The sequence below is a fragment of the Aquibacillus albus genome (genome assembly GCF_016908325.1).
Lineage (GTDB): Bacteria > Bacillota > Bacilli > Bacillales > Amphibacillaceae > Aquibacillus_A > Aquibacillus_A albus.
The window spans coordinates 80,739-94,194 of sequence record NZ_JAFBDR010000009.1 but is presented as its reverse complement, the minus strand read 5'-3'; the positions used below and the strand labels follow the sequence as shown (position 1 = coordinate 94,194).

Genomic DNA, 13,456 nt, shown 5'->3' with positions numbered 1-13,456 from the left:
CTTTGTAACATTTTTTCACCTCGTTCGTCTATGTGTTTAACTATTATTTTTTAGAGGTGAAAGTGATGAAAAGAAGAATATTAATCCTATCGATTTGTATTACTTTTATGGGTCTATTAAGCATTTATTTTTTATCGTCACCTAAAATTACAGCCGAGGTTTCTTCATCTAGCTCCCATGTTTCGATTTTTAAGAACTGGACTGTGGAGTTTTCTAGGCAGATGGATCCATCAACAATTACAGATGAGGACCTATATGTCTTAAATGAAAGCAATGAGAAAATGCCAATCTCGTATAGCTGGCAGAACAATGGTCGATCACTACAGATTCATGCACCAGAAGAAGGTTATCAATACAATGCTTTCTATCGACTAATTATTTCTCAAAACCTTACATCTGTAAACGGAGAAAAATTATCGAAACCTTTTAATTATGAGTTTCAGACAGCAAATGAGTTACCATCCATTAAAGATGAAAAGCATCTAAACAAGTTATTGGTTGACCGATCAAATCAACAAAGCATGAGATTCGGTGCGCTTGAAGCGACAGAAGGGGTTACAGATGAATCTTCCTCTAGCACAGGTGATTCAAATACCTCAAAAACGAATGTTCAAGTAGAAGGAATTGATGAGGCTGATATCGTTAAGATTGATGGTAATCACATCTACTTTGTTCGTGAAGAAGACATTATCGTTGCTACAGCTGATAACGAAAATAGTAAATTAGTATCCATCATTAAGGAAGATAAATTTCGACCAGTAGAGCTTTATATTGATGAAGACAAACTAATTGTTATTGGTCATAAACACGAGCAGATTCAAGAAACAACTAATAAATCAGAAATAGAGATTTATCCTAACTTTCGCAACCAAATGACGACGATTATTTATGATATAACTGACAAAGAAAACCCATCAAAAATACGGGAAGTATCCACTGTTGGTTCTTATGTCTCTTCTAGAATAAAAGGAGACTACATTTACTTAATTGCCAATCACATGCCAGACTTTTATATATTAAGAGAAATGGATGGAAATGAAGATATTGATCTGAGACCTTCCTACATGGATACAGGTCTTGACGGTAAACAGACACGCATTCCGTATGAGAATATTCATTACTTACCAGAAAGTAATGAAAGTCAATTTTTAATATTAACTTCGATTAACCTGAACGATCTCGAGCAAGAAGCGAATATTAAAACATATCTTGGAACGTCGAACGACATATATATGTCGAGTGATTATTTATACACAACAGTTAGAAAATATCCTAATCTTGATGAAAGTTCTACTACAAGAATCGGTTTTCAGTCAATGAATACAGAAATCGTTCAATTTGAGATTGATGAAGGAAGCATTTCCTTCCACGCTTCTACTGTTATTGAAGGGACATTAGTCAATCAATTTGCTATGGATGAACGAAATGGCACGTTCCGGGTAGCGACCACGAAAATGGAGGACTTTGAAAATAATCAAGAATCAATGAATAACCTGTACACGTTTGATTTACATTTAAATCGAATCGGTTCATTAGAAGGACTTGCAGAAGGAGAACAAATTTATAGTGTTCGCTTCATGGAAGATCGTGCTTATATGGTTACATTTGAACAAATTGATCCACTATTTGTTATCGACTTACAAGATCCAACCTCTCCTACTGTACTTGGAGAATTAAAAATACCTGGGTTTAGCAACTATCTACATCCAATCAACGATGACTTTGTTATTGGTTTCGGTCAAAACACAAAATTAGTTGAACGAGGTGAAGGACGAGAACCGATCGTTAGGCAAGATGGATTAAAATTATCCTTGTTTAATATCCAAGATGTGACCAATCCAACTGAAATGGATACGGAAATCATTGGTGGTGCTGGTTCTTACTCGGATCTAAACTATAATCATAAAGCACTATATGTACACCCGGATGAGCCACTGTATGGTTTTCCATTGACAATCTTTGAGGAGGAAGTAGGTCAAAAAGAAGATAGAGAATTTATCAAACAATCTTTTGAATTTGAAGGACAATATCTTTATAGCATTACACCGGAAGAAGGAATAAGCCTTAAGGAAACGTTCACCCACCAAAAAGGTAATCTTGATTATCCTGATTGGCACTCACAAATGAAAAGACTCGTATCAAAAGATGAAATAATCTATGGTCTTTCACATAATAAAATCAGTGTATATGACCTTCATAGTGGTACTACCGTACAAACGATTGACCTACCAGTTAAAGAAAAAGAAGATTATCACGCAATAGAATAAAAAAAGAAAAAAAGCAGAGACATATAACAAAGTCTCTGCTTTTTAGTATTTTTTGGATAAAGGGGTCAGACCCCTTCCTTTTTTTAATTTCACATGAGTCAATCTTGCTTAAAATGGATATAGCTATCTATAGGATTTTTATTTTAAGGAGGACATGGAAAATGCCTAATAATCAGAAAAAGGAGATTTTGCCGAAGCAACATCAAGACAGACAGCCTGGTTTTGAATACGAGATGAATCCTCTGCCTAAATATGTAGATCCAAGCTATCAAGGCAGTGGTAAGCTAACAAATAAGGTTGCCATTATTACGGGTGGAGATAGCGGAATTGGCCGAGCAGTTAGCATTTATTTTGCTAAAGAAGGTGCTGACGTAGCTATTATTTATTATGATGAGCATCAAGATGCAGAGACAACAAAACAATTAGTAGAAAATGAGGGTCGTAAATGCAAGCTGATCCCTGGAGATATTGCCGATGAAAGCTTTTGTCAGACATCTGTTCAAGAAGTGGCAAATGAATTTGGAAAAATCGATATTTTAGTTAATAATGCAGCTGAACAACACCCACAGCAGGACTTTTTGAACATAACAAAAGACCAACTAGAACGAACATTTCAAGTTAATATTTTCTCTTTCTTTTATATGTCACAAGCAGTTTTACCACATATGCAGCAAGGAAGCACCATTATTAACACTTCCTCTATCACTGCATATAAAGGAAACGAAACATTAATTGATTATTCAAGTACGAAAGGCGCAATTACTACATTTACACGCTCTCTATCCCAATCGTTGGTTCAAAAAGGCATTCGTGTGAACGGTGTTGCTCCAGGACCGATTTGGACACCACTAATCCCGGCAACCTTTGATGAACAGCAGGTATCTGAATTTGGTTCTGATACACCAATGGCGAGACCAGGACAAACCTACGAATTAGCTCCAACCTACGTTTATTTAGCGAGTGATGATTCTAGCTATGTAACTGGACAAATGCTTCACGTTAACGGTGGAGTCGTTGTAAATGGTTAATCAAATAGCCAAACTCAACAAGCGTGTGCACCAGTAAAAGGTTCACTCGTTCGTTCAGAATTGAACAAGGGGTCTGACCCCTTGTTCAAAAAAGTCTAGCTTTATTCGCTAGACTTTTTCTTATTTTTTCTACTTAGGTATATGATTGGGATGATAAAGGCTGCCATAACGATCGCGATAAATGATAAAAATAACCAATTTAACCCTGTATCTTCTTCCACGATAAAAATATCTGCAGTCTCTCTATCTAATACTATTCGGAACTCTCCATTTTCTTGTTCACGAACAATGTTATCTTGAATCAGACCTGTCAATTGCATGCCATCTGGGATGTTTTCTATCGTAATTGTTTTTGTTTGTGTATCATTATTAATGGCTACATACACCGTTTTTGATCGATTTGTTCTTTTATATAAGCTCATCGCACCATTCGATTGTTCAACTGCAAAATCACCATTCGTTATAGCAGGAAACTGTTTACGGATGGCAGCTAACTGTTGAATGTGAGCCGTTAATTCCTCGTCACCACCTTTGATTTGGATCATTTGATGATCTGGTGTATCCTCCCCGTTGTCCATCGGAATCTCAGTTCCTTGATAAATCATCGGAGTTCCCGGAGTCGTATATAAATAGGTTAGTGCCAATTTCCAACGAGTAATTGGATTTTGACCTTGTTTAATAGCTTCTCTTGTAAATCTAGTCGTCTCTATACTATCAACATAAGTTATCTTTGGCTGATTTTGCTCAACACCTTTCAATAAGCCAGTCAACGGTTGTCCAGCCTGACGAAATACATTTACTGCCTCTTGATCATAATAGCCAACAGGGAATTTCATTGGATTAAAATTTCGTTCATCGATAAAAACAAACGTATTTGCGTTGCGCATTTTTACGTGATCAATAAAGCGTGCAATAAAGGGATCGGGCGTTTGTTCATCTACATAAAGTCGAAATCCATCGACGTTCGTTTCTTCAATCCAAAAAGCTGCTGTATCTAAAAAGTATTGCTCTACCTCTGTATTCTGTAAGGCTGGACTAGGTAAGTTATCGCCCCATCGATTAGAGACTTCACCATCAATCCAATCATTATTTTCGTTCACCCAGTTATGAGTCTTACTTAGATGGCTGACGACAAAATCAAATGTAACCTTTAACTCCATATCATGGGCAGAATCCACTAACTCTTTTACATCCTCTATTGTGCCAAAGTGCTCTTCTACACTTCGAAAATCATCAATAAGAAATCCATGATAGCCGTCTATTTCATTGCTCATCACCGGGCTAAGATTAATTGTCGTAAATCCTAACTCCTTTATGTGCCCAAGGTGATTGATGATCCCTTGTAAATCACCACCATGATACGCATTAGGATTTTCAATATCTATTTCAAAATCATTCGTAGATGATCCATTTGAAAAACGATCAATCAATATATAGTAAATGTTTTCATCCTGCCACTGCTCATTTCCACTGACTAAAGAAGGTAGCCCTATAAGCATTAGAAGAGAAAAACTTAAAATTACAAAAAAATGTTTTATCATTTACGCTACTCCCTTGTATCTTAATATGTATAATTTCAACCTTACCTACTAACCCCTAGCTTAAACGCAAAGCTTCATTCATTTTCTATCATTTTTCTTTAATAGTCAAAGTCTGGTGATATTTTTTTAGAGGAGGATCTAATTTCTGCGTTCCTTGAATTCCCTCCAACGACCAACTTTCTTCTTTGAACCTTATTAACATAACCCTCCAGTCACTCATTCTACACCAATCAATGCGTAAATTCTCACAACCTTTATCTTAAACGATTTAACCTGCCAAAAGTATGACAATTTTACGAAAAAAATGTCTGATCCCAAGTTAGCACTTGAAACCAGACAGCTCATATAAATCTACCGTTCAATTTTAATATCATATGCCCGTAACCAGTGATCAATTTGCCCTAAATGTGCAAGCAGCTGTGGACCAGTCATTAACTGACCAAACCAAGGTGCTTCCATTTCCTTACCTTCACTTTCCACTAGTTTACGAATTTCCTCTTTATCAAAAATTTCAAAAAGACGAGCGTTTGGATCCTCTAAAATTTCATTCATCCATGCAACTACTGTGTTTTTATAAACTGGATTGTGTGTTTTGGGATAAGGGCTCTTTTTTCGATATAAAATTTCATTTGGCAATAACCCTTCTAATGCTTTTCTTAAAATGCCTTTTTCATTGCCTCGATACGTTTTCATCTCCCAAGGAATGTTCCATACATACTCTACTAAACGATGATCACTAAATGGCACACGGGCCTCAAAGCTAGCTCCCATACTCATACGATCTTTTCGATCTAATAAAGTTGGCATAAACCAGTGCATATTAAGATAGAACATTTGTCTTCGTTGTCGTTGGATGTCATTGTCACCTTCATACTCTGGTGTCTCATCTATCGTTTCTTGATAACGCTTGAGCATATAGCCCCGTAAATCAAGCTTCTGCTTCCATTCATCAGTTAACAAGGATCTTCTAACTTCTGATGAACGGATCCACGGGAAACCTTCTCTATTAAGATCCTCTTCACGATAAAACCAAGGATAACCTCCAAAAATCTCATCCGCACATTCACCAGACAACGCTACCGTTACTTCTTCCTTTGTTTTACGACAGAACCATAGCAAGGATGAATCGACATCCGCCATTCCCGGTAAGTCTCGATATTCAACCGCTTCTTTTAATAAATCAGCTAAAGTCTTATTATCAATCACAAAGTTGTGATGCTCGGTACCATATGCATCGACCATTTTCCAGATAAAATCCTTATCACTATTCGGTTGAAAAGAACTTTTCTTGAAGTATTTATCGTTATCTACATAATCAATTGAAAAAGTACTTAATTTTTCTCTGCCATGTCGTTTTAAATAATTAGAAGCGATGGCTGTAATTGCACTCGAGTCGACTCCACCTGATAAAAATGTTCCCAATGGCACGTCGGAAACCAGCTGTCTTTCTACAGCATCTGTTAATAGATAATGAACCATGTCTGCTGTTTCTTCCAAATCATCGGTATGAGCTGTACTTATAACATTCCAATACCTTCGTGTTCGAAAACCATTTTTATCAAAGATTCCTACGTGTGCCGCCCTTAATTCGTTGATACCTTTGAACACACCATGACCTGGTGTACGTGATGGACCAAGTGCTAATATTTCACTTAACCCTTCCTGATCTAGAATCGGTTCAATCTCATCATTTGCCAATAGTGATTTCAACTCAGAAGCGAATAAAAGCCCTCCATCTTTTTCTGTATAAAATAAAGGCTTTACCCCTAATCGATCTCTCGCCATAAATAGCTGCTCTTTTTTCGGATCCCAAATGGCATACGCAAAAATACCATTTAGCTTTTCTACACTTGATTCTCCCCACTCGATATAGCTTTTTAAAAGTACTTCCGTATCTGAATGAGAGTCGAATGTCCAACCTTTTGTAAGTAGCTCTCTTCTTAAATCTTCTGTATTATAAAGCTCCCCATTATAAACCAACACATAATTTAAATGATCCTTCACACATTTCATCGGCTGTTTTCCACCCTCAGGATCCACAACAATCAGGCGTTGATGGCCGAATGCAACATGAGAAGAAATCCATTCGTTAAACTCGTCAGGACCACGATGTTGAATCGCATTTGACATTTTTCTTATATTCGCTATCTCTTTATTTAAATCTCGTTTAAAATCTATCCAGCCTGTAATTCCGCACATAGTGTAAATCAACACCCTTTCATGTTTGGTACGACACTATATATCAATATGATGAAAGTGCCCAGGGTGTGAAAAAATGATTGGAAAGGAACAAAAAAGACGTGCCCCATGACACGCCATCCTTTTTAACTATATGTTAGCCCACTGGCAGTACACCCATTGGCAAACGACCAAAACCAAGCACGAGCACCAATACAAATGCAATACCAAGCTGTACCAAAAAGCTTTTTGCTGGTTTATCCTTTGATACTTTTACTAAGGACAATTCCATTGCCGCAATCACCCATAAACCGGCGAAACTTTTAACGATTACTTCACCTAACATCGTGTTTAATGTGAAGTACTCCATCAACAATTCTCCACCCGAGTATAGAATTAGTAAATAATCCAGTCGTAAAATCATATGCAGTATTTTTCCTGGTTTTTCACTCTTCTGCCTATAGAACATGAATGATAGACCAAATAAAATAAATGCCAGCACCCATGCAGTGATATGTAAATGTGTCACCTTATCTTCCTCCTATTTTTTCATTAAAAACATCTAGTAGCTGTAACCAAGCCTATCATACCATTTTTTCACTTCAATTTCATGAATAAAAGTTTAACAATCCTGTGTCGTTACTCCGGTTCAACCGTTACAATTTTTTTCTGCCCCCATGGTGCAACCGCAACGGACACAATTAATTCACCTGATCGCTCATATCTTTCTCCAGTATTATCTTCAATGTAATATCGACCTAAGCCATAGTCTACAAAGTAAGTTCCTTCGTGCATATCCTGATACTCATACCTTCCTTCTAACACGACTTGACCGGCATCAGCAATCATTTCCTCGGAAGACGCTTGAATGACCTGATAAATCCCATCACCATTATCATCAGCTACTAATGTAAAAATACGTTCATGATAGGAAGGTTCCTCTGTTCCAGTCCACTTCGCACGATCTATTTCTTCGATTTCATACCTCAAAATGATATAGTCTCCATAAAAAATATCTTGTGGATCAACTGGTACCGTTTTTAATTGAATCGTTTTACCGAAGTCATCGATAAGATAGTACGAACATACCATTCCTAATAAGAATAGACATTGTAAGACCACGACAACAAAAAACAAAACACGCTTCCTTCTCATTTGCCTGCTCCCCCTTTGGACTTCCTAACCATCCTTCTCTTTCGTTCCAAGAAGTAACTGAAAGCAAACAATATAATTCCTCCGATAAAAAAGAATAACGATTTATCTAAGAATGCCCAAGCGATGTGAACATAAGCAATTAGTGTACTTATTAAAAATGCGCCAGTTCCAAACATAATCAGATTATTGTTTTCCTCCTGATATCCATTGATCAGCAGGCCTAATGAAAAAATAAACAAACAAAGCATAGCCACCATATCTCCAAAAGCGATATAAAAGACTGGCAAAAAGAGGGCTAGTTCCGTTAAATGGTTGTATTGTTTGAATGCGACCTTTAAGGTAATAAAGGCAACAAACAAAAGAGACCAAACAATCATAAAGAACAAGTTAAATTCTCTATCTTCATAAAAGAAAAAGTCCTCACCAAGAATAAATACGTGTACAATTGCTAAAACAAACAGGCTCAATAAGCTAACTGCTCGAAACGCTTCGTGAATCACCACTTTTTTGGAAACATCTCCAATAATATATAAAAGGAACATAAATATTAAAAGCCAGTAATATTCAGATCGCTCTACCCCGATAAAAACCAGGGACTGTATCACGAAACTAGCGGCAAATAGATAACTATACAAATACCTGGCTTGATGATAAGTATAATGACCAAATGCAAGCAATAATAAGAAACATAACCATACATTAAAGGAATGGAACGTAAACGCACTATAAAGCTGACCAACGGTTGTAATCACTATCGCTACAACAAAAATAGGTGCATGCTGATAAGCAACAAATAGAAAAAAACTAGCCAATGACCAAATAACAAAAGGAGTTGCTTGAGCATACGTATAATGGTACATTTGACCGGTTAGGAAAATTCCTGCACCAAATATTAATAGCCCAATTATGATAAGACTCATTCCTACCATTGTCGATTTTTTTCGATATACATATTCACCAGATAGATAGAAAGCAAGCATCGAACACAAGATAATCGCCATCTTCCCATACGCTGGAATGAACGACCAGTTGGATGCGATAAACGTTAAAAACCCTAGACCAATAAATAAACTGGCAAAAATGATTAATAGAAAGTGCCTATTTTTATTTAAATAGCGATTAAGAATCATCGCCTCTTGCTCAGAGGATATAATCCCTTCGTTCACCCATTCTCTTGTTTCCTTTTGCAATCTTTTACGCCTCATCCCTGTTCAACCGCCTTTCGTTTCTTACGACTATTTACTAGTGATTTTTGATATGTCCACCTTCTCCATAACCATTCCAAAGGACCAAACCTGTAATGCCTCAACCACCATTTACTTAAAAATAGTTGGATAATGAAAATAGCAAGCACAACCCATACACTCCAAAATGGACTTAGTTTTCCATAAAGCCCAAAACCAACGGAGTAGTACAATATGACATTAACGATTGATTGAAAAATATAATTAGACAAGGACATTCTTCCTACATAAGTCAGTGGGTATAAGCCCTTTTTTATCCGATTAGATTGAAAGCATAAAGTAATGGTTACTACATAAAACAGTGCAGAAGCTGAACCACCTACACGATCTTGAAAGAACGTAAACCAAGTAGGATTTCCAAAAAGGTATGGACCTGCTTTGACAGCAATAAAAATAACAAAGGTGATCACCCAGAGCTTTTTTAAGATACCTTGGTATCGTTTAATATCATGTAACCATCGTTTACGCGCGATTACCATTCCAATCAAAAATAAAGGAAGTATATTCGTGATTAATAAAATAAGACTAATCCATCCGTTTGAATAGATCCAATCCTGATAATTTTGTTGCCAAATATCTACTATTGACCCGTTGCCATAGTTTTCAAAAGAACTGGCAATTGCTTCATGATTTACCCAGTCTAGTTGATCTCGAACCATATATAACAAACCTGAATAAAGAAAAGTAGGAATCAGTAGTAAACCAAAAGCCCAACTAGCCAGTGTTTGATTTTTTCTTTTAAAAAACAATAATAAGAACAACCCGATCAAACCATAGGAAAGTAATATATCTCCATGCCAAATCAAGAATGCATGGATAAGACCAAAACCAATTAGAATCATCAATCTTCGAAAAATCAGTTGATTGCACTTGCGTTGTCTTGCTTTCCATTTATCCACAATTACTTGGATTCCAAAACCAAATAAAAAGGAAAATAGGGAATAAAAGCTCGCTTGAAAAAACACGTCAATAAAGTTCTGTGTCACATGATCAATCGAATTTGTCCAATAATCCTGTTCCCCTCCATAAAGGAAAAAAGGAGCATTAAATGCAGGCACATTCACCATAAAGATACCTAAAATAGCAAATCCCCTCGCTGCATCAATCCAGTCCAACCGTTGACTCTCAGAAAGTGGTGTACCTGCCTGGTCCATCCGGTTCCCTCCTCACTTTTCTCACTTATCGCCATTGTAGCTCATAATTGGAAAAATATATACTAATGACTGGTGGTTCAAGGGAAAAATTTCTGAACCAAGTTACCTATTTAACATGAACAAAACAAAGTTATACTCATAAACTATTGTAAAGGAGGAATCGTTATGCCTGCGATTGTAGGAGCAGTAAAAGTAATAACTATAGATGCAGCGAGTATTTTTAATATTGGCGATGTTTATGGCATGAGCCCGTATGCACAGGCAAAGACTTTTGCTGGCGGCGGTTCGTTTAATACCGGTGATGGAATTCGTGTTGAACTAGATTATTCCAGCACAAATGTATATGACAAAGATAATTTTGACCAAATCATTAGCGGAACTTAGAGGTGGTCATCGATGAATCTAACTGTACACCAGTCAATCTGCATTCATATGCTTAAAGTCGGGAGTGTTACGAATTCTTCGGTACTACAAATTGGTAGTGCAGGTCACATCCAATCTCAGTCAAACCTTTATAATACTGGTGGTTATACGGAATTAGCTGAGGAAGCAGAACCACAAGGAATTAGTCCAGAAATACTTGTACCACTTGCTCCTCCTACTGCTTAAATCACATCTTATTCGATTTTGCATAAAATAAAAAATAATTAGGTCATAGCCTAGGAGGAGGTTTCCATATGGATTACTCAAATTCTTGGTATGAATACATGAGACAAATGCAGGAATATATGCAGCAACAAGAAAACAGAGTAAGAGATCTCGAAAATCGTCTCTCCAAGATCGAAAACAATGAATCTTCTAAAAACCACACCACCATTGAAAAAATAGAATATCATTTTGACCAACTAAAAATTGAACGATTAGATGGCTCTCTCCATATTGGACTTAGTCCTGAAGACCTTGGAAAGATAGATGATATGTCTTTGAACCATTTACCTAAGCATCCGATTCAACAGCAAAAGCCACCCCCTTCCCAGCAATTAATGGAGCAGCTGGACCAGTATGTAACAAGAGAGTGCCCAAAAATCATTCAGCAATTAGCAAATGAGTTTGCGTATCCAGTCAACCAATCCTACGAGCAATTGCTATTAAATGATGTTCGGAAACAATTACCTGACCGAATTGCTTATTATGAAAAAAATATAAATAATCAGGAAAGCAGAAATTCCTTTAACTATATTTATGAACAAGTAAAAAAAGAAATAGAATATTCACTAAGACAATTTTTTGAAAATGAACGAAAAAAGGAGAATAACGAATGAATTATGAAGTTCATAACTGGGAACTGAATGTTGGTAATGTTGATATTACAGGGGTTTCCTCATCCTCTGTTTTTTTAATAGGAGATAATGAAACGATTCAATTAACATCTTTTTTTGACACACCTCCTGAATCTTACATTGTAGGAGAGTCTTTGGTACCACTTAGTATTCGAAACAATAATGATGAAACTGGTGGGGAGTAAATCATGAATAAACGTACTTCTTATACAAAAAACATTAAAATTCATTCCGTAACCATAAGTTCCATCTTTGAAATTGGTGACTCGTCTCACTTCACACCGGAAGCTAATGTACTTGCAGTTCAAAAAGAAGGCGGCGTGGAATCTGATGTATTTCCATTTGAAAAGTATGACATTTTCGATCGTAAATACACTCATTATCCAATAAAAAGAATAGTCAATCAGCATGTACATCATCATAAGAAAAACATACATGTAAATAATGTCGATATCCTTGGTGTATCTACTTCTTCCCTCGCCCAAATAGGAAGCCTAAATCATATTGATGCAAACGCTAGAATTAAACACATTCGTATTCTAGAAGAGTAACAATCCAATCGATGCACCATATAATAAACAGTAAACGTAACTTCTATTTTAGATAAGAAGGTGTTTTCTATGCCATCAGTCGTAGGACCATTAAAAATTAGTAGTGTGGACGGTGGAGTGATAAACTTCGGTGATAGCTTTTACCTTTCTCCGAAAAGTGCATCAAAGACTGCTGCTGGTTCAGGTGCCTTTAATACCGGTGACTTCACCATGACAAATAATGGCGCTAATGCTACAAACTCTTTAGATCCAGACGCTGTCGACCAAATAGTTGGAGGAAATGCTTAAATGGAATAAGCACTCCGAAACTACAAAAGAGGTGTTTTCTAATGCCGTCAATCGTTGGACCAATTAAGATCAACAGTGTTGGTGGAGGTGTCGTTAATTTCGGTGATAGCTTTTATTTATCACCGAAAAGCGCAAGCAAAACTGCTGCTGGATCAGGTTCATTTAATACTGGTGATTTTATTAACACGAACAATGGCTTAAATGCCACCAATACACTTGATCCAGATGCTGTCGATCAGATTGTTAGTGGAAATGCATAAAACGAAAAGAAGCTGATTCAAAAGAGGATCTTCATGAATCAGCTTCTTTTTTTATATAGAGTGATTAATTTTCCAACTCTACCCTGTAGGCAGCACTCATGACTCATTCCTCCGGATTAATTGATTCATTACTTGAACATATCGATACCACTCATTTGTTTTTTCTTTCAAAATATATTGTCCTTCTGGGGTAATGCGGTAATATTTACGTGCTGGCCCTTTTGTTTGGTTTTGCCAATAACATTTAATGTAGTCCTGCTTTTCTAATTTATGTAGAGCTGGATATAGTGTCCCTTCTTTTATGGTAAAATTGTGATCACTTCGCTTATCCATTTCCTTCACAAGCTCATAGCCATACATATCTCGTTCTTTTAATAATTGAAGAACGAGTAAGGATGTGCTGCCTTTGACAAGTTCACGATTAAACATATTATCACCTACCTAGAATAAAAAGGTACTGAACACATCTTAACCTAGAGTGAAATAGATTGCAACAAGCAAATATGAAAA

Annotated in this window: 16 protein-coding genes; 9 read left to right on the top strand and 7 right to left on the bottom strand. The window is 36.5% G+C overall.

Going from position 1 to position 13,456, the window contains the following annotated elements:
• The first annotated feature begins 65 nt into the window (after nucleotides 1-65).
• Nucleotides 66-2,267: a beta-propeller domain-containing protein gene (locus tag JOC48_RS09760; RefSeq protein ID WP_204499169.1), complete on the top strand. Its 2,202-nt coding sequence runs from the start codon at nucleotides 66-68 to the stop codon at nucleotides 2,265-2,267.
• A 161-nt stretch (nucleotides 2,268-2,428) separates the two neighbouring features.
• Entirely contained in the window at nucleotides 2,429-3,295 is an 867-nt protein-coding gene (locus tag JOC48_RS09755) for an SDR family oxidoreductase (protein ID WP_204499167.1), read from the top strand.
• Nucleotides 3,296-3,396: 101 nt separating this feature from the next.
• Here the strand turns inward: JOC48_RS09755 and JOC48_RS09750 are convergent, their stop codons facing one another.
• The 6 genes from JOC48_RS09750 to JOC48_RS09725 all read right to left on the bottom strand — a co-directional run bounded on the left by JOC48_RS09750 (nucleotide 3,397) and on the right by JOC48_RS09725 (nucleotide 10,567).
• Entirely contained in the window at nucleotides 3,397-4,836 is a 1,440-nt protein-coding gene (locus JOC48_RS09750; RefSeq protein WP_204499164.1) for an alpha-amylase family glycosyl hydrolase, read from the bottom strand.
• Nucleotides 4,837-5,187: 351 nt separating this feature from the next.
• Nucleotides 5,188-7,035, bottom strand: coding sequence for an asparagine synthase (glutamine-hydrolyzing) (gene asnB / locus JOC48_RS09745; protein WP_204499162.1), 1,848 nt, complete (start codon nucleotides 7,033-7,035; stop codon nucleotides 5,188-5,190).
• A gap of 136 nt (nucleotides 7,036-7,171) precedes the next feature.
• On the bottom strand, nucleotides 7,172-7,543 hold the full coding sequence (locus JOC48_RS09740; protein WP_204499160.1) for a DUF1516 family protein: 372 nt from the start codon (nucleotides 7,541-7,543) through the stop codon (nucleotides 7,172-7,174).
• Between the two features lie 110 nt (nucleotides 7,544-7,653).
• Complete coding sequence (locus JOC48_RS09735; protein WP_204499157.1) at nucleotides 7,654-8,169, bottom strand: GDYXXLXY domain-containing protein; 516 nt, start codon at nucleotides 8,167-8,169, stop codon at nucleotides 7,654-7,656.
• Nucleotides 8,166-9,374, bottom strand: coding sequence for a DUF2157 domain-containing protein (locus tag JOC48_RS09730; RefSeq protein WP_204499156.1), 1,209 nt, complete (start codon nucleotides 9,372-9,374; stop codon nucleotides 8,166-8,168). The genes JOC48_RS09735 and JOC48_RS09730 overlap by 4 nt, the downstream gene beginning before the upstream one ends.
• Nucleotides 9,371-10,567 carry a DUF418 domain-containing protein gene (locus JOC48_RS09725; RefSeq protein WP_204499155.1) on the bottom strand — a complete coding sequence of 399 codons (1,197 nt, stop codon included), beginning with the start codon at nucleotides 10,565-10,567 and terminating at the stop codon, nucleotides 9,371-9,373. The genes JOC48_RS09730 and JOC48_RS09725 overlap by 4 nt, the downstream gene beginning before the upstream one ends.
• Before the next feature lie 165 nt (nucleotides 10,568-10,732).
• Between JOC48_RS09725 and JOC48_RS09720 the strand changes: the two genes are divergently transcribed.
• From JOC48_RS09720 to JOC48_RS09690, 7 genes are all read left to right on the top strand, one after another.
• On the top strand, nucleotides 10,733-10,951 hold the full coding sequence (locus JOC48_RS09720; RefSeq protein WP_204499154.1) for a spore germination protein: 219 nt from the start codon (nucleotides 10,733-10,735) through the stop codon (nucleotides 10,949-10,951).
• A 12-nt stretch (nucleotides 10,952-10,963) separates the two neighbouring features.
• Complete coding sequence (locus tag JOC48_RS09715; RefSeq protein ID WP_204499153.1) at nucleotides 10,964-11,176, top strand: spore germination protein GerPB; 213 nt, start codon at nucleotides 10,964-10,966, stop codon at nucleotides 11,174-11,176.
• 68 nt (nucleotides 11,177-11,244) lie between these two features.
• Nucleotides 11,245-11,829, top strand: coding sequence for a spore germination protein GerPC (gerPC, locus tag JOC48_RS09710; protein ID WP_204499152.1), 585 nt, complete (start codon nucleotides 11,245-11,247; stop codon nucleotides 11,827-11,829).
• A complete protein-coding gene (locus JOC48_RS09705; protein ID WP_204499150.1) occupies nucleotides 11,826-12,032 on the top strand; it encodes a spore gernimation protein GerPD in 207 nt (68 codons plus the stop codon). Before gerPC ends, JOC48_RS09705 begins: the two co-directional genes overlap by 4 nt.
• Before the next feature lie 3 nt (nucleotides 12,033-12,035).
• On the top strand, nucleotides 12,036-12,398 hold the full coding sequence (locus JOC48_RS09700; protein WP_204499147.1) for a spore germination protein GerPE: 363 nt from the start codon (nucleotides 12,036-12,038) through the stop codon (nucleotides 12,396-12,398).
• 69 nt (nucleotides 12,399-12,467) lie between these two features.
• Nucleotides 12,468-12,686 (top strand): spore germination protein, encoded by a 219-nt coding sequence (locus JOC48_RS09695; RefSeq protein WP_204499145.1) that lies wholly within the window; start codon nucleotides 12,468-12,470, stop codon nucleotides 12,684-12,686.
• 41 nt (nucleotides 12,687-12,727) lie between these two features.
• Nucleotides 12,728-12,946 (top strand): spore germination protein, encoded by a 219-nt coding sequence (locus tag JOC48_RS09690; RefSeq protein ID WP_204499143.1) that lies wholly within the window; start codon nucleotides 12,728-12,730, stop codon nucleotides 12,944-12,946.
• A 96-nt stretch (nucleotides 12,947-13,042) separates the two neighbouring features.
• Here JOC48_RS09690 and JOC48_RS09685 read toward each other — a convergent pair whose 3' ends face one another.
• Nucleotides 13,043-13,375, bottom strand: coding sequence for a PadR family transcriptional regulator (locus tag JOC48_RS09685; RefSeq protein WP_204499141.1), 333 nt, complete (start codon nucleotides 13,373-13,375; stop codon nucleotides 13,043-13,045).
• Between the last annotated feature and the right edge of the window lie 81 nt (nucleotides 13,376-13,456).

Excerpts from the sequence above, each read along its gene's own strand:
- JOC48_RS09760 (WP_204499169.1), top strand. The coding sequence starts at position 66 with ATGAAAAGAAGAATATTAATCCTATCGATTTGTATTACTTTTATGGGT.
- JOC48_RS09720 (WP_204499154.1), top strand. The coding sequence starts at position 10,733 with ATGCCTGCGATTGTAGGAGCAGTAAAAGTAATAACTATAGATGCAGCG.
- JOC48_RS09695 (WP_204499145.1), top strand. The coding sequence starts at position 12,468 with ATGCCATCAGTCGTAGGACCATTAAAAATTAGTAGTGTGGACGGTGGA.
- JOC48_RS09690 (WP_204499143.1), top strand. The coding sequence starts at position 12,728 with ATGCCGTCAATCGTTGGACCAATTAAGATCAACAGTGTTGGTGGAGGT.
- JOC48_RS09755 (WP_204499167.1), top strand. The coding sequence starts at position 2,429 with ATGCCTAATAATCAGAAAAAGGAGATTTTGCCGAAGCAACATCAAGAC.
- JOC48_RS09735 (WP_204499157.1), bottom strand. The coding sequence starts at position 8,169 with ATGAGAAGGAAGCGTGTTTTGTTTTTTGTTGTCGTGGTCTTACAATGT.
- JOC48_RS09715 (WP_204499153.1), top strand. The coding sequence starts at position 10,964 with ATGAATCTAACTGTACACCAGTCAATCTGCATTCATATGCTTAAAGTC.
- JOC48_RS09725 (WP_204499155.1), bottom strand. The coding sequence starts at position 10,567 with ATGGACCAGGCAGGTACACCACTTTCTGAGAGTCAACGGTTGGACTGG.
- JOC48_RS09705 (WP_204499150.1), top strand. The coding sequence starts at position 11,826 with ATGAATTATGAAGTTCATAACTGGGAACTGAATGTTGGTAATGTTGAT.
- JOC48_RS09750 (WP_204499164.1), bottom strand. The coding sequence starts at position 4,836 with ATGATAAAACATTTTTTTGTAATTTTAAGTTTTTCTCTTCTAATGCTT.
- JOC48_RS09730 (WP_204499156.1), bottom strand. The coding sequence starts at position 9,374 with ATGAGGCGTAAAAGATTGCAAAAGGAAACAAGAGAATGGGTGAACGAA.
- JOC48_RS09685 (WP_204499141.1), bottom strand. The coding sequence starts at position 13,375 with ATGTTTAATCGTGAACTTGTCAAAGGCAGCACATCCTTACTCGTTCTT.
- gerPC (WP_204499152.1), top strand. The coding sequence starts at position 11,245 with ATGGATTACTCAAATTCTTGGTATGAATACATGAGACAAATGCAGGAA.
- asnB (WP_204499162.1), bottom strand. The coding sequence starts at position 7,035 with ATGTGCGGAATTACAGGCTGGATAGATTTTAAACGAGATTTAAATAAA.
- JOC48_RS09700 (WP_204499147.1), top strand. The coding sequence starts at position 12,036 with ATGAATAAACGTACTTCTTATACAAAAAACATTAAAATTCATTCCGTA.